Raw genomic sequence first — 20,471 nt, 5'->3', positions numbered from 1 at the left:
ATTCTGGCAAATGTAGGCACCTTTTAGGCAAAAAAATACCGGAAACAGCTCTCCAAATCCTAACATTCAAAGAACCATTCCCGGTTTAGAAGGAATTTCAATTATAATTTGCAGCCTCGCTGCGCGCCCCAGATCACTCTTTCACCGCACCGGAAGTCATACCGCCCACAATATATTTCTGTCCGATCATATACACGATTACAACCGGAATACAGGTAAGTACAATATCAGCAAAAATGTAATTCCAGTAGCTTTTATTTTTTCCAAAGAACTGATAAACAGCCATAGTCATCGGGAACATTTTACTCTTGCTTGACAGATACAATGGAGTCAGGAAATCGCTCCACACACCCATGAACTGCAGGATAAAACAGGTCACCATAGTTGGCTTCAGAAGAGGCATGATAATCTTAAAAAACAGGCTGATAGGACCTGCGCCATCAATGACTGCTGCCTCATCCAGTTCCACCGGAACAGAAACCACAAAGTTGCGGATAGTAAACACACAGAACGGAATCATGGCGCTTGTAAACACCATAATAATTCCCTGTCGCGTATCGTTCAGATGAAGAGTGCTTAATACTCTCACCAATGTTACATAGTTAACCGGGAAAAACAGTCCGCAAAGTACGAAATAATATAAAAATACATTTAATCTGGTACGCTTGCGGCACATTACAAAGGCAGCCATTGCACAGAGCACAACCCCCAAAGTGGTTGCGACCAGTGCGTAAAGTAAACTGTTTGAAAATCCCTGGATCAAGTTTCCTTTGTCAATAACCTCGGTATAATTGGAAAACAGCCATTCCTTCGGCAGGGCAAGACTCATTCGGGAAGCCTCGCCTTTACTCTTGAAAGAGTTTATAACTACCATATAAAAAGGCAGGATAACGGTCAGGCACAGCAGGATGCAGACCAGATGTTTCAGCAGATTCTGAACTTTTTTCTTTGTCATTGCTGTACCTCCTGTTTTCCTAAAGTTTTAACAATTACAACACCAGCAATTGCTGTGATCAGAAGCAGAATACTGTTCAAAGCAGAAGACATACCGTACTGACCCCTGGAATAAAGCTGGAATGCATAGGTGGTAAGAACCTCTGTTGCATGTCCAGGGCCGCCGTTTGTGAGAACGTAAACAATATCAAACACCTTCAGACCGTAGGTAATACCAAATACCAGGTTGATCATAATGGCGCCGCTGAGCATTGGAAGTGTCACATAGCGAAGCCTCTGCCAGAAGTTTGCCCCATCGATCTCAGCTGCCTCATAGTAGGATCTCGGAATGGTATTAAGACCGGCAAGAAAAATCGTCATTACATAACCAATACCTCTCCATGCATCCACACCATAAATGGATTTCCACACAACGCCAAGATCCGAAAGCCATTTCTGTTTCAGGATTCCAAGATGCAGACCATCCAGAATTGCATTTAAAAGACCATTGTTATAGTTGAGAATGGACTTGAATACAAGACCAATGATAACAAAAGGAAGGATAGACGGCAGATACAAAAGTGTTCTGTAAAGACCCTTTCCTTTCAGTCCTTCCTGAAGCATGATGGCAATCAGAAGTGCCGGAATCAGCTTCACAATGTTGGAAATAATGGTAAATTTCAATGTATTTCCAATACCGCTTAAGTAATCTTTGTTTGATGTGAAAATCTCTTTAAAATTGTCAATTCCGACAAAATGAATACCATTTAATACACTTCTTGAATTCCAGTCAGTGAATGAATATGCAACACCCATTATACTGGGAAGCAGGAAAAAGATAATGTACAAAGCCAGCGGCAGTATCAGAAACCACTGGGGATAAATTTTCTTCTTATTCAAAAGCGATACCTCCCCTTTATCAAACAGTGCGAAGGAATCACTCCTTCGCACTGAAGATATACCCTTATTAAATATCTTATGCTTAAATAATTATGTCAATTTCTTACCGAAATACTTTAGTTCCAGTTTGCATCTCCAACTGTCTTGGCAGCCTCTGCACGGTTGGTGTCCATATTTGCAAGAACGTCATTTGCTTCCATTTCGCCCTGGCAGAATGCAACCATGTCCTGACCAAACTGCATCCAGTAATCGTTTGTATATTTTGTGCCGGTCTGCAGAACAGATACGCTCTTCTTACTGTCATCTACTGTTGCAAGGAACTCTTCTTCCTCTGGCAGCCAGTGCTGCTCAATTGCATCATCATTCATATCAACGTTTGTGTATGCAGGAGAGTTGTCAAGGATTTCCTGAAGACTCTCTGTTGTTGTAACAAAATTGAAAAATTCTTTTACAAGATCCTCATGCTCTGTTCCCTTGTAGCCAAACATAGTAGGTCCAGCCGGGTTGGTCGGATACCAGGTGTTATCGCCAAGTGGGATCAGGAACATACCGAACTCATCCTCTGTGCCTGTGTCATCTTTGATCTGCTGAATATAACTGGAGTTTGCCATAGCCATTGCAATGTTTCTGTCGCCAAATTCATTTCCAAGGTTGGTGCTGTCAGTTCCAATCCAGTCCTCTCCGAAATATCCTGCATCGGAAAGCTCTTTGAACTCGTTCAGAACCTCAAGCATTTTCTCATTGTCAGCAAATGTAGCCTGATTTGTATTCAAAGCATCGTACAGTCCTGGTGTAGCTTCTTCGTAAACACCACCGATCTGGAAGAATGCCAGCTGATGCTGCCATCCGTCTGCGCCTGGCATAAACCATGGAGTGATTCCCTGTTCTGCGATCTTAGCGCAAAGGTCTTTCAGCTCTGCATAAGTAGATGGTATCTCCCAGCCATTCTCTTCGAATAATGTTTTGTTATAAACCATTACATATTCTGGTGAATTGTGCCAGATCTGAAGTCCGTATAATTTATCATTGTATACACAGGATGTTTTTCTTGCTTCCGGCATAAGATCTTCCCAGGAAGCTCCTGTGAAATCAATACAGTATTTCTCTGGATCAACGATTGTAGACTCGATTGCAAATGGGTTGGACTGAATCCAGAAAATATCTGCACAGGAATCAGTAGCTAATTTTGACTGAAGAAGATCAGAATACTGATCAGCCGGAATAGTCTGAAGGTCAACTGTTACACCATAAGTATCTTCAAAACGCTCGATTGTTGCATCATATCTGTTATCCATCCAGCCTGCTGATACCAGAATACTCAGCTCCTCACCGGAAAAATCTGCAGTCTCCTCTGCAAATACGGTAAGTCCGCTTGTCATGGACGCGATCATTGCTGCACAAGCCACTGCCACAAAACTCTTTCTTTTCATTTACATATCCTCCTTTTAATAAAATGGCATTTACCTCATTCAGGAATCTCCGCTGATTCCTCTGTTCTTTTGATGATATTATTTTATCAGCCAGATGCTTTTTAATCCATGGATATTCTTACTTTCAATTTGTACTTTTTTCACCACATATTATACTTTTTTCACATAAGCTTATGTTTCTTCAAAAAGTCATCCGCAATTCTTATATATATTTTCTCTGTTTTCGAGCATTTATTTGTACTTTTTACACAAATATGATATACTGATTTTTAATGTTTCAAACATGGATTTCTGCATCTGCTTTCATAATATAGTCAGCAGCGCGGGCAAAACAATTACAGGAGGTATCGCCAGATGAAATCACGCAGTTTACAATCCAAGCTTTTTTTTGCCTATATCAGTCTGGCCTGCCTGATTCTTTTTTCTTTTGCTGTTTTTTTCTATGCTTTTGTTTCCAGACAGCTCAAGCAAAGTCAGATCAGTGCCATGAACACTCTCAATTCCAGCTTTCAGACTCAGGTAGATTCCGCGATCCGCAATCTGGATGCAGTATCTGTAAACATTAACTACAGCAATCAGTCTAAAACCATTCTGGACAATTCCTTCAACTTAAATATTTCCAGCGATATGCTTTCTGCCATGTCAGATTTGTTTATTTCCCTTTCCGGAACCGAGCTGAAGGCAGATCAGGTAAATCTCTATGATTTTTCCGGATATGTTCTGGAGGCCGGAATCTCAACTTTGGTAAAAAAAACAGATGGCTCAAAGGATGAGTGGATTGAGGCCGCCCGTGAACTGGAGGGAAAAAAAGTCCTTACTCCACCCTACTGTACCAGAGAATATACAAAAACAGCCACCTATGACCAGTGGTTTATTTCCCTGTACCGATCCTTTAATAATCAATATAAACGTGGCGTGGGTGTGATTGAAACAGCCAAGCAGTGCAAATCTGTTTTTAAAAGTATCATCACTTATAAAAAAAAGAACCATGAAGATGCTGCCAGCATCTATGTTTTTGACAGCAATGGCGATCTGATCTATCCCTACGATATTTCCCAGGAATACAAAGCAGCACTTCAGCCCTACTATGAACTTACCAAGGGAGATGATTCAGCCCTCACTTTTATCAGTCCTCTTACAGGAAAAACAGAGTATGCAGCAGAGGCCGTGTCCTCTTATACCGGCTATACCTATCTTACAATTCAGCCGGAATCTGTAGTTCTGGCTCCGGTTTACAATCTGCTTCGTATTCTTGCAGCAATTGTTGCGCTGTTTCTGACAGTCTCCATCTTTATTTCCTACCGGCTTTCCCGTTCAGTCGTAAAACCGGTAAAGCACCTGAAGCATATTATTCAGCGCATGGAGCTGGATACACTTGGACAGGAAAAGGTGACTGCATATCCGGTTTCCGTTAATGAACTGGAAGAGCTCTACCAGGCCTTTCAGCTGATGAGCGACAATCTGAAGGATTCCATGGAGCAGCTGAATCAAGCTAAGGAGCAGGAAATGAAAGCCAGAAGCATGGCTTTGCAGACACAGATCAATCCTCATTTTTACTACAATACCTTGTCCAGCATTATAGTTCTGGCAGAGAACGGAGATTCTGAGACCGTGGTAAAAATGTGCCGGAATCTTTCCCGGATCATGCGTTATATTACCAATACCACAGAGACAACGGTCACTTTAAAGGATGAACTGGATTATGTACAGAAATATCTGTATTGTATGAAGGTCCGTTATCAGTCCAGCCTGAATTACAGCATCCATGTAGATGAAAGCCTTCTTTCCCAACCAGTCCCCAAGCTGATCATCCAGCCTATTGTGGAAAATGCCATTCGCTATGGTTCGAACTGTGCACCGCCATGGAACATTTCGATCACCAGCGTGGTCACGGAAGGAAGCTGGCAGATTGAAGTAACGGATTCCGGTCCTGGCTTTACAGAGGAAGCCAAAGAGAGGATCACTGCCAACATTATGAAAGCTATTCAGAATCCGGGACTTCCGGAACTAAAAATAAATGGGCTGGGAACTATAAATGTGTATCTCAGATGGAAAATATTCTGTAAAGGAGACATTATTTTCAGATATGGAAATACTGCTGATGGGCACGGAATCGTGTCTATTGGACGGTATTTTTCCAAGACAGATAAATCAGCAGATGAAACTGACTGCATAAGTGAATAAGCAAGGAGGAATCAAAACAGTATGACGTACACTGTCATCGTTGCGGAGGATGAAGAACTTCTGCTCACAAATCTTGTCCAGAAAATCCAGAAAGCGGATCCGGATTTTCTGGTGGCAGGAACTGCACAAACAGGCGATCAGGCTCTGGCTCTGGTAGAAAAGCTCAGCCCTGATCTTGTAATTACGGATATCCGTATGCCTGTGATGGATGGAATCACCCTGCTCACAAAAGTAAGGGAGCAGTTTCCATTTACTAAATTTATTATCACCAGTGGATTTTCAGATTTCGAATATGCAAAAAAGGCCATCACTTTAAAGGTTTCTGATTATCTGCTGAAGCCAGTTGATTCAGAGGAGCTTAAAGAAGCTCTCTCCAAGATCAAACAGGAATTTCAGATTGCCGGAAATGATTACGAAGAGGTGTTTAATGCCCGGACTGCTGCCATGACACCAACTCAGATTGCCACATTACTGAAAGATTTCATTGTAAAAAACTACAGCGAGGACATTAATCTGAACCTGATCGCAGATAACATGAACTACAGTCCCAGCTACCTGACCAAAATTTTCTGCCAGGTCTACGGTTGTACCCCGTCCAAATATCTGATCACTCTGCGCATGAGCCACGCCCAGCGTCTTCTGGTCCATGAGCCTGGTCTGTCCGTGAAACAGATCGGGGAAATGTGCGGCTATCATGATCAGGGATATTTCAGCAGAATTTTTAAGAAACATACAGGTAAAAGCCCGTTGGAATTCCGGGGGTAAAGCTTTGAAGGCCGACAGGGATTGTTCCCTGCCGGCCTTCTGACACGCTCTAGAGCGTGTTTGAAAAACATTTCGAGTTGTTTATTTTAACCAAATTAATATTGAGACGATGCATACGAAACCCAGAAAAGTGGAAGCCAGTTTATCATAACGTGTGGCTATTCGGCGAAACGCTTTTAATTTGAGAAAATAGTTTTCTACTAGATGTCTCTCTTTGTAAAGCCACCAATCACAATGACGGTCAAATTTCGCTCCCTTTCTGGAAGGAATCGTTGGTTCTCCACCATGGTCGTAGACATAATCAAGTAATTTATTACTATCGTATCCTCGATCAGCTAATACATTGCTTCCGGTTGTATTCACATGTTCGAGCAATGGAAGTGCGTAATTAATATCATTACGCTGACCTTCACTAATCATAAAATATACCGGATAGCCATAGGCATCCACTACGGCATGGATTTTTGTGCTTGCTCCACCTCGGCTATGTCCGATTTCGTTTGGAGGCCCCCTTTTTTTGCACCTGCACTGTGCTGATGAGCCTGAACAATAGAAGCATCTATAGATAGTTCTGTTAATTCAGCATCAAGGCTTAAAACACGAAAAATGTTATCGATGATGCCATCATCAATCCATTTTCGAAAACGGGAGTAGACGGTTTGCCAGGCACCATAACGTTCTGGAAGATCACGCCAGGGCGCTCCACTGCGGGCAATCCAAACAATTCCGTTAAGAATTGTCCGAGTACATTTTGGGGGGCGGCCCTGTTTTCCAGTATTTTCAGGTGGCAGTAAAGGAGCAATGCGGTTCCATTCTTCATCAGTTAACTCGTATCGTCTCAACATAGTAAACACCCTTTTTTCTTTATTTTAACATGAAAAAGGGTATTAGAATATATGTTTTGTGCAACTTTTATTTTTCAAACACGCTCTAGAGCGTGTTTGAAAAAGGCTTTCTGCAAGATGTGCGTCACAATTTGTGGGAGATTTCGCCCGGATGAGGGCGCCGTAGCGGGCTACAGCAACCAAATTCGGGTGAAATATACCGCAAAGCGGGGCGTACAGATTGCGGGAATGATTTTTCAAACAGGCTCTAGATCCGGAATAATTCTGCATGCTCTTCTTTATACAGCTCTATATTTAAGTACTCTCCAAAGTGCACTTCATCCGGTCTTCCGTATTCATAGGAAACCTTCACAGATTTTCCTGGCCATGGGTTTTCCACTCTGCATGGGTGTCCTTTGTGGCTGAGTATGCTAACCCGCTCTACCTCACCGTCTTTCAAAGCAGCGCTTACCTCAAGCCCTCCCCAGGCACGGAAATTCCGGAAAAAGGCGTTTGGATGCTCAGCTCTCGGCCATACTGGGAAAATGCGGATCATGCCCTCGCAACTTTGCAGCATCATCTCCTGGATGGCATCCGGGATGGTGTTCAGCTGCTCGATTCCATGAGGATTTTCCTTCAGAAAACCGTTTGGGATTCCCCGGTTTAGGATCATATCGCGCATTTCTTTCCAGATGATTTCCGGAGCGTAGCCTACACGTACTGCGGCAGTGAAAAACAGACAGCTTAGGTTAGAGGCATTAAAAGCACCAGCCTTGTAGAAATGAGGATTTTTTACTCCACCAGATTCCATTCCATTGCTGTAAGCTTCGCCATTTTCTAATTCACCATTGCTATTGAACAGCAAGTTATTTGCATTATCTTTATCTGCAAATTCTGCTTCTTCAAGTGCCTTCCTGTATTCCAGCTCTCCCAGCGCATTCTCCACCAGTGCATGTATCTGCACTGTATTTCGCGCCACTTCCAGCTCTTCCGGGGCACTTCCAAGCCCAATTGCATTGCCCGGATATATCTGCATCACATTTCCCGGAAAATGGAAAGACCATTTGCCACCGATACCTTCATCATAATAAATCTCTTTGTCCAGCATTTCTTCCGGAAGCAGATCCTCCAGCTTCACATCCACCTCTTTCCAAAGAGTTGGATTCTCCTGAATCTCCCGAATTGTCCCCTTTGGATAAGGTGCCAGGTTCTCTGCGATTTCCAGCCATTTTTCCCTCTTTTTCTCATCCAGATCAAGTGCCTCACTGATTCTCGGCATCCAGGTAAAGAAGGTTTTCAGATAACCTAATGTATTCACCGGATCTTCCGGAACGCCATTGTCACGGATGTTCCCATCTGTGCGCTCGTGCATACCATCTCCAACTACATGGTAAACGCCATCCCTGCACACCAGATCCTTTTCCCAGAAATCTGCCACACCGCGAAGATAAGGATAAACCTTCTGTGCATACGCCTCATCCTCCGTGATTCCATAACGATAGATCATATTCAAAGCACCGTGAATGGCTGGGGATTTCATATGCAAAAGCAGGGCCTCACTTACCAGACCGTGAGGTCCCAGTCCCAGCGGATAATAAAGTCCCTCATGGTGAAGCAGCCGCTTACACATCTCATCTGAAATTTCCATCAGTTTCAGATAAGGCGCATCGTGAGGATCGGACTGCTGGAAATGTCCGGAGACCATCAGATTCAGATAGGGAGACTGATGGTTATAATTAATCTTATAATTTCCATTCCATGCCGGACGGTCAAAAGTACTGATTCCCAGAATATTGGGCGGATATTCCGGATCCCGTGATACACTTGCCAGCATATATTTTGACAGATAATATCTCTGCTCGATCACCGGCTCATCCAGAGAAATTTCGGAAACACTCCAAAACTTTTTCCACCATACCAGGTGCCGTTCATGAAGAGTTTCCACATCTTCTTCCGTTATCCACCTTGCCCTGGAAAAGGCATACTCATAAGGTCTGCTGCACTTCGCCCAGGAGCGCACTGGCAGAACGAAGGTTGCCCGCTCACCGGCTTTTATTTTTCTGTGAGTGCTTCTGTCACTTAGCTTCCCTGTATTTCCAAATGCTTTAACTGCCTCAACATTCTTTAAAATACCGTTTCCCGCCGAAGGTTCTGTAAATACCGCTTTATTTGATTTATTCCCACTTTCCTCAGTGGATATAATAGATTCTTTCTTTAAAGAACCCAAACTTTCAACGCCGCCAATTACTTTCGTTTCCTTCAGAAAGCCCCCAGCAAAACCAACCTTAGTTGGAATATCCACATGATCTGAAAACTGCCGGTATCCACTTACAATCCCACCGCCGGTTTTCTTTACCTGCAGCGGACGTCCCGTCACCAGTCCAGCGAACATTCCGTTCTGGATATTCTCCAACTCACCGCTTCCCCAGACATCCACAGCTTTTTCGCAGCCTTTTCCTATTTCGTCCGGAAAATAAAAATCAAATTCCACATCCAGATCTGTCTCACTCTCAAACTCTACCACAAGAATGTTCTCATCTGCAGCCACCCAGCTTTTCAGAGAACATTTCTCTCCGGCGGAATTTGTCAATATTGTTATAGTTTCTCCCGTGGCAAACTTCTGCTCCGTATACCACCTGGCACCCTCCATAGCAGGAATATCAAACACCATACGCCCTACCGGTCTGGGGCTTCCGCCGCTTACCGCCGGATCACATTTGGCAGAACTGTTATCATGAAAGAATTCCCAGTTCGCCGCACTTTCCATTTGCCAGAAGTCATTGGTCGTAAACCAGAACTGTGGATACCTCCCATCCCCGGCCACTGCCGCCAGCAAATCTCCATTTCCCAAAATCGGCGCGTCAATCTTCGTCCCCGCATTCTGCCAGATTTTCCATCGTCCGCCCCCTGAAACATCCACATTTCCATCTGGCACAGCCGTCGGAGCCTCAGTAAATACAGCCCTATTTCTCTCTACAACCATATATCTTTCCTTCTCTCCACTTTCGCTTCCCGTACCGCAGTATCCTACTTTATAATCACCGTCTCATAAACCGCTTCCCTCATTCCCGGGAAGCTGCCCTCTCTACGCCCATTCACCAGCTGTCCTGCCGCATCCTTCCACTGGAATCTGGTCGTCGCATACGCCCCATTCTCAAAGTTATAGTTATTTCCTTCATCCTCATACAGCACAAACTCTCCGTCTGCCCCAGGATAAACGATAATCTGTACCGGCTTCTCTGGCTCCTGCTCTGCATAAACCAGCCCATCAGCCACCGGAATGATCGCACCCGCCTTCACGAAAATCGGGATCCGGTCAATAGGTGTCTCCACCTTCACATACTGGCCACCCTCATATTTCTCATTTGTCCAGTAATCGTACCAGATCGTACCAGCCGGCAGATAACACTCCCATGTCTTTTCCCTGTTAAGCACGGTACTTTCCGGACCATAATACATAGGCTCCGTAACTGCACAGATCAGCAGGGATGGTCCAAACATAAACTCATTCTCCACCTTTCGCACCTCCCTGTCCTCCGGGAAATCAAACAACAGGCTTCGCATAATGGTATAATCCTCAAAATGTACCGCCCCTGCCAGCGAATAAATATAAGGCATAAAATGATATCTCAGCTTGATAAATTTCTCGATAGCATCATAGAACATAGTGCCCTTTTCCCCGAAATTCCAGATTTCTCTCGGCGTATCTGTACCATGAGACCGGAACATAGGAAGAAATGTTCCCATCTGAAGCCAGCGTGTATAAAGCTCACAATATCCCTTATCTTTCACACCCTCATTATATTTTCCCTGCCAGAACCACTTGGGCTCCGGATCCGTGTTGCATCCGCATCCACGGTTCTGCCACTTATCTGCAACTGTGAAAAAGGCTCCGATATCCAAGGTCCAATAGGGATAACCGCTCAGTCCCATATTCAAACCTTCTACGATCTGGATCTTCAGATTCTTCCAGTCCGCGCAGGTATCTCCAGACCACAGCATAGCTGCATACTTCTGACCAGATGCATAACCGGAACGTGTCAAATTCAGTACACGCATATCCTCCCGAGCCTTTCTCTGGTTCTCATAAATTCCCTTTGCATGCTCCAGGGCAAAAGCGTTGGCCACAGCAGGATCCAGGTATTTCTTGTGCTCGCCTCCAACCAGCTGGAAACGCTCCCAGGGCTCTCTTTTCACCGCACCGCCCCAGTCCGGACCGGAAAACGGCTCTGTAGAGTCACACCACCAGGAATCAAAGCCCTGGTCAAACAGCCCCTCCTTCGCCTGTTTCCAGTACATTTCTCTTGCTTTTTCATTAAAAGCATCATAGGTTGCATAATCATACAGAAGATATCCGGCATCAAAAAATTCCTGATGATTTTTTCCTCCGGCATTCATATTCGGCCATACAGAGACCATGCTGTGGGCATGCATCTCATGAATCCGCTCCATGCACTCCTTGTTATCCCCATAACGGGACTGATCCAGAATCTTCTCCCCCCAGTTGCCCGGATCCCAGGTATTCCAGTCCTGAACCACACAATCCAGCGGAACCCCGATTTCTCTGTAACGGCGTACAATTTTCTCTAATTCTTTGGAAGTATAATACTGTTCCTTGGACTGGATATAACCATAAGCCCACTTCGGCAGCATCTGCGCCTTGCCTGTCAAATAGCGATAATTATGGATAATTCCATCCATGGTATTGCCGCCCATGAAATAATAATCAATCTGATCCACTGTATCCAAAAACAGGTAAGACTCCCGTCCCTCATCATTGAAAGTCATCAAAGAACAGCAGTCAAACAGCACTCCATATCCCTCTGTGGAAACAAACAGAGGCATTGGGATCCTCATATTGTGCTGGTAAAGATACTGATTGTGTCCGCGATAATTGTAGATTCCTTCCTCTGCCTGGCCAAGTCCGTGAATCTCTTCCTCCTCTTTCCAGTCAAAGAAAACTCTTGCACGATAACCGTCGCGCACCTTCTCCGGCTTCAGATTCTGAATAAAGTTACGCTCACCGTCAACTGTTTTTACACGGTTGATAACCGGCTTCTCCCCGCCGGTTGTATACCGCACTACATCAACTTTTGTTAAATCTGCCTTATCCTGTATGCACCACCTGGTTCCGTCCGCATGCTTCCATTCTATTCTTCCAGATAAAAGTTCCAGAGAGACCAGAACTTTTCCAGTCTTTAATTCCAGCTTCTCCTCGTTTTCCTCTGCTTCAAACTCAACTGACGGATATTCCTTTTTTTCAATAATAAGAGAGTCGTTTCCCTTAATCTCCTCTTTTCCAATTACACAGCGGATGATTTCCTCTGTAACCGGAATCAGCCGGTATAACATTCCTGCCGCTTCCGTCTGTACATACCTGTCTGTTTTGAGCATTTTCCATTCCCTCCGTTTTTTAATCCCCTGTTTTTTACGTTGTCTGTCCGGAATAGCCTCTCATGTAATAATAAATTGCAACGAAATTTTCTATTATACTATTATATAAAAAGCCGGCACATCAGGACAAAGCATCCTGCTTTTATCCTAACATGCCAGCCTGAAAAAGGTCTATGTCTTATCTGCTTCTGAATTTTAATTATTTTTACTCTTCTCATATCCGGGAGTTTTTCCCATATGCTTCTTATATAATCTGTAAAAATTGGAAATATTATTGAACCCACATGCCAGGGCAATCTCAGTCACATTTGCCCCATCCTCCCGAAGCAGCTCCCGTGCCCGGTTCACACGCAGACGTGTCACATAATCACTGAAGCTGATGTTGGTGAACTTACGGAAATAGGAGGAAAAATAGTTGGAACTCATATAAACAGACGCTGCAACCTCCTCCAGCGTAATCTTCTCACAATAATGAGCGTTTATGTAAGTAAAAGCCTGCTCCAGGCGTTTCATGGCATTCTTCTTTTCCCGAAGCATTTCACCGGACTTGGTCTCATCCTGATAAGCCCGGATCAGCATGGTCAAAATCCGCAGAACATTCGCCTTAATCATAAGCGGATAGCCCTCCTTGCGCTCCTGCCATTCCTGATAAATCTCCTGTATGCTGGTACGGATCTCCGTATTCACAGTTTCTTCATGGCCCACTCTGTTCTTAAAATTAGTTCCACGCTCAACGAAGGGCCGCAGATATTCCGTGTCAAAGGTACTGATCTTCTCTGCTACAAACTCCGGCGAAAAAATCATAACCAAAAGCTTCATTCTGCCTCCCAGAAGTTTCCAGCCATGCGGCTCTACATTATTGAAAATGATAATATCATTCTCTTCCATGGTATATTCCTGTCCATTAACGAAATAGTTTCCCTTTCCTTCCAGAACCCAGGTGATCTCAAAATAGCTGTGCCAGTGCCAGGTTCCCGGATGACTGTTGGAAGGGTTAAGCTCCACTTCTGATATCTGAAAAGGAAATTCTTTATCAAGAGGAATGCTGTCTCGTTCCAGTCTCATATTCTGCCCCCTGTAATAATCTCATGAGCACAGTATAGCAGACTTAGGTTCTGCATGCAATCAGCCTTAAAGAATACAAAAATTCTTCTAACCTTTGCAGCTCATCCTCATGTTTCCCATGAACTGCAATTCTGAAATAATCTTTTCCCTGCACTCCCTTTATCATATAATAATCATTTTCTATTTTAAAAAAAGGCTCTTTCAGCATATCCAGATACACAAAACTTCCCAGAGGTCTCAGACTTAATATAAAAGCTCTGTCTATAGGCGCATCCAGAAGGTAATCCGTTGCGAACCAGCCTGATTCTGCACACTTTTCTCTTGACGGCTGTTTTCCAAGAATTTTCATTTAATCGGCTCCTCTCAATGATACTGCAATCTGGCCTGCTGCCTCCAGAAATGCAAGGATTTCCTCTTCTTTCGTAAACCAGGAAACGCTCACTCTCACAGTTCCACTATTTTTTGTTCCCATTGCCTCATGAATCAGGGGGGAACAATGAAGTCCGGCGCGCACTGTAATTTCATAACCATTTTCCAGGATATATGCCGCATCCGAAGCCTTCAGCCCCTGAAAATTCAGGCTCATAACAGGTCCCTTACATTCCGCAAAGCTGCCATATACCTGTACCCCCGGAATTTTCCCAAGCCCTTCATACAAAAGCTTCATCATCCTTTCTTCTTTTTCCTTTATCCTGTCCACGCCGGTTTCCAGCACGAATTCCACACCGGCAAGAAGTGCCCTGATCCCCGGCAGATTCTGAGTGCCGACCTCATACTCATAATCACCGTCTTCATAAGTAAGCTGTTGACTGTTCCGCCCTGTGCCGCCATACTTCAATGGCTTCAGTTCCAGCCCCTTTCTTATGAAAAAGCCTCCGGTGCCTTGTATTCCCAAAAGACTTTTATGCCCTGTAAAAATAACCCCATCTGCCCTCCAGCTGTCTGCATCCACCGGAATACAGCCTGCACTTTGCGATACATCAACAATCAGAAGCAGATTATTTTCTCTTACAAAATTTCCAATCAGCTTCATATCCTGCACATATCCGGTCACATTGGAACAGTGGTTTACAATAAGAGCTGACGGATTTTTCCCTGTGTTTTCCAGAGCTTCTTCCAAACCTTTTTCCAGTGCCTTCCGGGTAACTGCTCCATTTTCCAGGCAGGAAATGATTGTTACCGGATGCTTCTTTAATACCGGCTGATTCATAAGCGGGCGCAATACACTATTGTGTTCTGTCTGGGTTGCCAGGATTCCACGCCCCTCTTCTCCATAATCCAGTCCACACAGCACTGTGTTCAGGCTTTCCGTAGCACCTGAGGTAAAAAAGATCCGGTCATGAGCATGGATGCCCAGCAGCTTTCCAAGCTTTTCCCTGCACCTTTCTTCTGTATCTTTTTTCAAAATTGCGCTTCCTCCCCGGAATTGCGAAGCAGGCGTGTCCATAAGACACGCCTGTACAGCTTCACATACAGAGGAAGGCTTGGGCCAGGAAGTGGCCGCATTGTTCAGATAGATCATCTAACTCATCCTTCCAGGATATTGAAATCCATAACCTTTGCAATTTTTTTGATCAGCCTGGTATAATCACCAAAAATCAGAACCTGATGATGTCCAAAGCCAGCCAGATTGTGCATAAACTCCCTTGCATCATCCATCTGGATATAGTAATACGGGCTGCAATAGGTCTCGGCATATTCCGAACGGATTACTTTTCCTTTCTTAATGCACATGGTATCACCTGCCGGATTGAAACGACCAAGTGTAATATAATCGTCTTCGTTCTGTGTAAAATCAACCTGAAGCTTACCGCCGAAGCCCTGTCCGGTAAATGCCCACAGCTTGTATTCCAGCGGTTTTGTTCCGTATCCGTTCATACAAAGGGCCGGAACTGCATGATGGATCCTGAGCAGCTCATCTGTCTCATGATTTGGATTTCCCATAAAGGCCGGACGGTTTGCAGCGTATTGCATGATCAGCATTGCCATAAGTGCATTCAAGTCTTCCTCGCATCCACTTGGAATTCCCTCATCCTTCATAATTGAATGACACATGCATGGTGTAAATTTACGGTTCTGTGGAATTTCCGTCGTACAAAGCTCATGACAGGCTGTGGAAAATGCATTGCAGTCATAAATATCCATCATTTTCTTTGCTGCAAGATAATATTTAATGTCATTGATAAACCAGTCGGTATTTACCTGAGTATCTGTAGAACCAGCAATCAGCTTATCCGCAATTGGCTTTGCCTCTTCATCCGTAATCTCATCCATATATTTGAAAATAGATGTGAATGGAAGCTTGATCACTTCAAATCCATAACGCTGACGAAGAATCTCCGGATCACGGATAAGGCTCTGAATTCCAAATGTAGGCTGGGAACCTGCGGTCAGCACAAGTGCTCTTGTATTGCGAACTGCTTTTCTTACCCAGAGAATATGTGCGATTTCATTTACATCCTGAAGATCCATTGCCACGTATGCTTCCACACCAATTGAGCGGCAATATGCTGCAAAATCAATGCCCTCATTTCCATTCTGCCAGATAATGACCGGTTTTCTGTAGCGTTCCAGCTTCGGAATTCTCCATCCCATGCAAAGGAAGCAGTCAATTTCATCTACATCTTCACCGATCTTGTCGAACATTTCTTTTTCTACAACAAAGGATTCATTATATCTTACATCCAATGCCTCTTTAAATTCAACCTCGCTGATCACGTCCTTCAGGGCCTCTACAGAGCTTTTGAAGGTTTCATCAGCAACCTTTGTCTCTGCCTCTACAGTCATATCCTCTTTTCGTCCGGCACGGCACGGGCCTTCCCAGAAATGCGTGTGTGTCAGACAACCGATCAATGGCCTTACAACAAGTTTTACATCCATAGCTTTCTGTTTCATAGTTTGAAATACCTCTTTTCCCCATTCAATTTTTGTGTTTCCCCCGCGTATTAATTTCAATTATATCTTTTAAAAAAACTTTTTCTTCTATTTTCTTCCTGTTACTTTATACTTTCTTATTGTTTTTTGTACTAATTGCACAAATATTATAATTATTCCTATTAGTTTTATATGAATTATTGCACGTTGTATATCTCATACAGACAACGCAAAGCGCCGACAGATTTACCTGCCGGCGCTTTGTGGTTTTTATTATGGAGTTAACAAAACAAACTTAATTTGAATATGGGTTGCTTCCATCAATAGGATTGCATATGTTTCAGCGTCCCAGAGACTCTACAAAAGTACCCTTCACATCGCTCCAGTTGCGGTCTGCATAATCAAGAAGATATGCAGCCTGCTCCATGGACATTTCCGGGAAAAGAAGGAAAAGACTGTGGGAGCCGTATTTCTTTACAATACGGTCTACGTTGCGGATCCAGTCTTCGAATTCTCCGGAATAAACCTTTACCCAGATAGATTTTCCTGCTGCGATAGCTTTGTCGTAGATCACATCCCAATCCGGAAGTGTTCCGTCCGGGCCGGCATCGCCGCTGGTCCACTGAAGAGCATCGATTCCATCAATTTCCATAAGGGCGTCCATATGCTTGATTGCAGCCGGTCCATCCAGATGGTAAAGTACATGGTCTACATTTTCAGACTGGGTACGTAAGGACGGCTGAATGTATTTCCGGAAGTCTTCCGGTGACATCATTGCGGAGAAGTCGCACTGGAGCTTCACAGTTCTGCCTGGTCCCCAGATCTGGAATACGGTGTATGCATTTCCGCCTTCTTCATCTTTAATGATATCATAGAAGCGGTCGTAATATTCATAGTAAATATCCGTTACCTCCTGGATTCTTTCTCCGATCATTTCCGGCTCATCCAGAAGGTCGAAGAGAATGTCCTGGGCTCCGCGAAGAGAAGCAAGAACGTCAATATTTTCCATAAGGTCAGGCATATCCACATAGAAGTCATCTCCGGCAAGTGCCTGGCAGTCTTTTGCAAGCTGAATGTGTTTCTTAAACCATTTATTCTCCGGATCAAAGGTCAGCTTCGGAACACCGTCCCAGCTGTCCAGACACTTATTGAACCATACAGTGTCTTCTTTGAATCCAATCTCAGATCCAAGATAAGAAGCAAGGGAACCTGGTCCAAAGTCGATATTCAGGTTCGGGAAGCTCTCACCAAGGAACGCATGGGTCTCACAGAAGTAACGGTAACGGTCAACGATTCTCTGAGGATTCTGGTATTTGTCCTCCATGTCTTTCCATTTCAGTTCTTCCGGCATATTGTAATATTTGCCCTGGCAGATCTGATCCAGATAGCCACCCTCTACAGGAGTTCCATCGGAATACTGCTCTACCTCCGGTCTTCTTGCGATTACGCACATAAGCGGTCTTCCTGTGTTCTTATGTGCCCAGTAATTGCGGAATTTCTCTTTGGCAGCTTCCATGTTTACCTTGTAGCCTTCGCCTGGCTTCGGAAGCTGGATTTTGCTTAAATCTACTTCTTCTTTTACAAAATGCGGCTCAACCTGTATGGGCTTTCGAAGCCAGGAACCATTTTCTGTAAAAGTTTCCTCAGTTGCAATATTTTCCGCTGGTTTCGCGGTTTTTCCTGTCTCAGTAACTTCTTCACTATCCTTTGCAGGTGCCGGATCAAATTCTCCAGCCGCTGCCTTTGCACAGAAACCGGATTCTGCATATTTCTTCGCCTGCTCTGCCGCAGAGGCTGCATCCTCTGTGTATGCGTCTGCTCCGATCTCATCTGCAAACTCCTGACTGATCGGCGCACCGCCAACCATGATCTTAATCCTGCTTCTGAATGGCTGTTCCAGAAGTGCCGCCACAGTGTCACGAAGGGACGGCATTGTAGTGGTAAGAAGCGCAGAAAGTGCAACAATACTTGCTTCTTTGTGCTTATTTACCTCATCAATAAAAGTCTGGATCGGCACATCAACGCCAAGATCGATCACTTCGAAGCCGGCACTTTCAAACATCATTCCAACCAGATTTTTACCGATATCATGAAGATCTCCGGCAACAGTTCCAAGGATAATCGTTCCTGCACTTCCAGCCTCGCCGGTTGCAAGATATGGCTTCAGAACTTCCACACCAGCCTTCATAGCCCTGGCTGCTGCCAGCATCTGTGGTACGAAAATAATCTCTTTCTTAAAGTTCTCGCCAACCACTGCCATGGCGCCGATCATAGCGTCATTGAGGATTGCAGTCGGGTCGCAGCCTGCATCAAGTGCTTCCTGAACAGCCTGTCCGATTTCTTTATTTTTTCCATCCTGAGTTAATTTGAAAACCTTCTGCATTTTCTCATCAAGTGGAGAAGCAGGAACTGGCTGTGCAGCTTCTTCTGTGGCTTTATTTCCAAATTTACCAATGTAATCCAGGCAGTATTCATCACGCTCTAACAGTGCATTTGTGGCATAGATCATACCGATCATGTTCTTGTTGGTAGGATCTACGATGGCACTGTCCATACCGGCATTCATAGCGAGAACCATAAATGCCTGGTTAATATTTTTTCTCACCGGAAGTCCGAAGGAAATGTTGGAAAGTCCACTGGTGATATGGATTTCCGGATATTCGTATTTGATTCTTCTGCAGCAGTCTGCAAATACAGTCAGCGCAGTCTGGTCTGTTCCCAGGGTTACAACCAGTGGGTCAATATGTAAACGGCTTGGTGCAATGCCGTACTGTTTCGCTTTTTCCATAATTCCGAAGAAAATTTTCATACGACGCTCTACGGAATCCGGAATTCCATCATTGTCGCAGAGAAGGGCTACGCACTCCCAGTCTGTATCTGCGATCACTGGAAAAATCGTGTCAATTTTGTCTCCTTCAAGGGAAACAGAGTTAATAAGTCCCGGTCTTTTACAAAATGGAATGGCTGCAACACAGGATCTGGCACTTGGACTGTCCACACAGATTGGTGTATCTGTCACTTCCTGTACAAGGTCGATCATCCATTTCAAGGTTTCTACTTCTACAGCCTCTTCTACTGAGGCACATACGTCCAGAAATGTGGCTCCCGCTTCTGCCTGCATTCTGGCTCTTTCTCTGATCAGGTCCGCATCCTTCTCAGCGATGGCTTTTGCAACTGACGGAATGGATCCGTTCAGCTTCTCACCAATAATAATCATGGCATTTTCCCTCCAATATGAAATTGTAATTGCTACTGTTCACTCCGTGACCAGTAACTTGTAATTTTCCGTCACAATCTTCTCCGCAAGCTGTAACAGTTTCGTTCTCTCCGCTGCAAGTCCTCCGCTAAATGGACTTGCTTTTACAAATTCATTTTATATCAATTGGGGGAAATTCCTCTTCTGTTATTTTCTCATTCGATTATACTATCTTACTGTGAATAATTTCACAACTAAATGCATATGCAGGATTTCAGCGCAAAGCATCGTAAAATACTCACATATACAACTTTTCTTTGCGAAATATCTAACCACCTGCATTTCATCTTCCCAGTTTCACTTTAATAAATAACAGCTGGTATACGCAATCTTTCCAGGACCATAATAATAGTCAAGGTGGTTTGCCTGACAAACCTGCATGACCAGCATTCCATAGGCTTCCATTGAGGAAAAGGCCTGGTCCGGAAATCGGCAGGGGGCCTCCGGGCAGGTGCAGGTTTTGCATTTTGTGCAGCAGCCTGCGCCCATTGGAAGCATGTTCGGGTAAAATTTCCGCAGATCTTTTTCCAGGCTGTAAAAGGAGGCTTTGTGCGTAGCTTCTGTGCGCATCATGCCTTCCCCATCCATGGAATCCTCCAGCTGTCCCACTGTCTGTACCAGGATTCCAAGTTTATACTTTCTTACTCTTTGTTCGCATTCCTCCAGGGTTCCGCAGCCGGGCGGACAACTCCAGCATTTGTTGTATTTGTGACAGGAATCGGAGGCGCACATCTGGCGTACTTCTGGCTTTAGTTCAATGGTATCGCAGGCCAACGGAGCCACGTTGGTAAAACCGTGGGACAGGCATAGTTGTTTTAAGTCTTTGAAATTCATGTCTCTAATCCT

Annotated in this window: 13 protein-coding genes and 4 pseudogenes; 3 read left to right on the top strand and 14 right to left on the bottom strand. The window is 44.4% G+C overall.

Annotated features, from left to right (window positions below):
• Nucleotides 1–133: 133 nt before the first annotated feature.
• From AB5170_RS01315 to AB5170_RS01305, 3 genes are all read right to left on the bottom strand, one after another.
• Nucleotides 134–955, bottom strand: a complete 822-nt coding sequence (locus AB5170_RS01315; protein WP_173718072.1) for a carbohydrate ABC transporter permease — start codon at nt 953–955, stop codon at nt 134–136.
• Nucleotides 952–1,833 carry a carbohydrate ABC transporter permease gene (locus AB5170_RS01310; RefSeq protein ID WP_226836991.1) on the bottom strand — a complete coding sequence of 294 codons (882 nt, stop codon included), beginning with the start codon at nt 1,831–1,833 and terminating at the stop codon, nt 952–954. The genes AB5170_RS01315 and AB5170_RS01310 overlap by 4 nt, the downstream gene beginning before the upstream one ends.
• 116 nt (nt 1,834–1,949) lie before the next feature.
• Complete coding sequence (locus tag AB5170_RS01305) at nt 1,950–3,263, bottom strand: ABC transporter substrate-binding protein (protein WP_368361343.1); 1,314 nt, start codon at nt 3,261–3,263, stop codon at nt 1,950–1,952.
• Between the two features lie 354 nt (nt 3,264–3,617).
• On the opposite strand from AB5170_RS01305, the gene AB5170_RS01300 reads away from it, so the two are divergent.
• The gene (locus AB5170_RS01300; protein WP_195477231.1) at nt 3,618–5,447 is read left to right on the top strand and encodes a histidine kinase; all 1,830 of its coding nucleotides are present in this window, start codon (nt 3,618–3,620) and stop codon (nt 5,445–5,447) included.
• A 21-nt stretch (nt 5,448–5,468) separates the two neighbouring features.
• Nucleotides 5,469–6,212 (top strand): response regulator, encoded by a 744-nt coding sequence (locus AB5170_RS01295; RefSeq protein WP_173769864.1) that lies wholly within the window; start codon nt 5,469–5,471, stop codon nt 6,210–6,212.
• Between the two features lie 81 nt (nt 6,213–6,293).
• Here the strand turns inward: AB5170_RS01295 and AB5170_RS01290 are convergent.
• Nucleotides 6,294–7,057: pseudogene (locus AB5170_RS01290) on the bottom strand (IS5 family transposase).
• A 51-nt stretch (nt 7,058–7,108) separates the two neighbouring features.
• On the opposite strand from AB5170_RS01290, the pseudogene AB5170_RS01285 reads away from it, so the two are divergent.
• Nucleotides 7,109–7,252 (top strand): annotated as a pseudogene (locus AB5170_RS01285) (DUF6783 domain-containing protein); the annotation flags it as partial.
• Here AB5170_RS01285 and AB5170_RS01280 read toward each other — a convergent pair.
• The 10 genes and pseudogenes from AB5170_RS01280 to AB5170_RS01235 form a co-directional block, all read right to left on the bottom strand.
• Nucleotides 7,184–7,327, bottom strand: a pseudogene (locus AB5170_RS01280) (DUF6783 domain-containing protein); the annotation flags it as partial. The pseudogenes AB5170_RS01285 and AB5170_RS01280 sit on opposite strands and share 69 nt — an antisense overlap.
• Nucleotides 7,305–10,019, bottom strand: coding sequence for a hypothetical protein (locus AB5170_RS01275; RefSeq protein ID WP_195982727.1), 2,715 nt, complete (start codon nt 10,017–10,019; stop codon nt 7,305–7,307). The pseudogene AB5170_RS01280 and the gene AB5170_RS01275, both read right to left, overlap by 23 nt.
• Nucleotides 10,020–10,063: 44 nt before the next feature.
• Entirely contained in the window at nt 10,064–12,430 is a 2,367-nt protein-coding gene (locus tag AB5170_RS01270; RefSeq protein WP_195477218.1) for a TIM-barrel domain-containing protein, read from the bottom strand.
• A gap of 195 nt (nt 12,431–12,625) precedes the next feature.
• Nucleotides 12,626–13,495, bottom strand: a complete 870-nt coding sequence (locus tag AB5170_RS01265; protein ID WP_195477217.1) for an AraC family transcriptional regulator — start codon at nt 13,493–13,495, stop codon at nt 12,626–12,628.
• A 43-nt stretch (nt 13,496–13,538) separates the two neighbouring features.
• On the bottom strand, nt 13,539–13,844 hold the full coding sequence (locus tag AB5170_RS01260; protein ID WP_195477214.1) for a hypothetical protein: 306 nt from the start codon (nt 13,842–13,844) through the stop codon (nt 13,539–13,541).
• A complete protein-coding gene (locus AB5170_RS01255) occupies nt 13,845–15,017 on the bottom strand; it encodes an aminotransferase class V-fold PLP-dependent enzyme (protein WP_195477212.1) in 1,173 nt (390 codons plus the stop codon).
• Between the two features lie 5 nt (nt 15,018–15,022).
• Complete coding sequence (locus AB5170_RS01250) at nt 15,023–16,390, bottom strand: hypothetical protein (protein WP_195477209.1); 1,368 nt, start codon at nt 16,388–16,390, stop codon at nt 15,023–15,025.
• Nucleotides 16,391–16,709: 319 nt separating this feature from the next.
• Nucleotides 16,710–18,752: a cobalamin-dependent protein gene (locus tag AB5170_RS01245; RefSeq protein ID WP_227200844.1), complete on the bottom strand. Its 2,043-nt coding sequence runs from the start codon at nt 18,750–18,752 to the stop codon at nt 16,710–16,712.
• A gap of 54 nt (nt 18,753–18,806) precedes the next feature.
• Nucleotides 18,807–19,586 (bottom strand): annotated as a pseudogene (locus AB5170_RS01240) (methyltetrahydrofolate cobalamin methyltransferase); the annotation flags it as partial.
• A 336-nt stretch (nt 19,587–19,922) separates the two neighbouring features.
• Nucleotides 19,923–20,459 (bottom strand): DUF2284 domain-containing protein, encoded by a 537-nt coding sequence (locus AB5170_RS01235; RefSeq protein WP_195380070.1) that lies wholly within the window; start codon nt 20,457–20,459, stop codon nt 19,923–19,925.
• Nucleotides 20,460–20,471: the final 12 nt, after the last annotated feature.

The organism is Ruminococcus sp. RTP21484sp1_RTP21281st1_A8_RTP21281_210402 (assembly GCF_040914025.1).
Taxonomy (GTDB): domain Bacteria; phylum Bacillota; class Clostridia; order Lachnospirales; family Lachnospiraceae; genus Blautia_A; species Blautia_A faecis.
The sequence above is the reverse complement of the archived record's forward strand: the minus strand, read 5'-3'. Positions and strand labels throughout refer to the sequence as shown.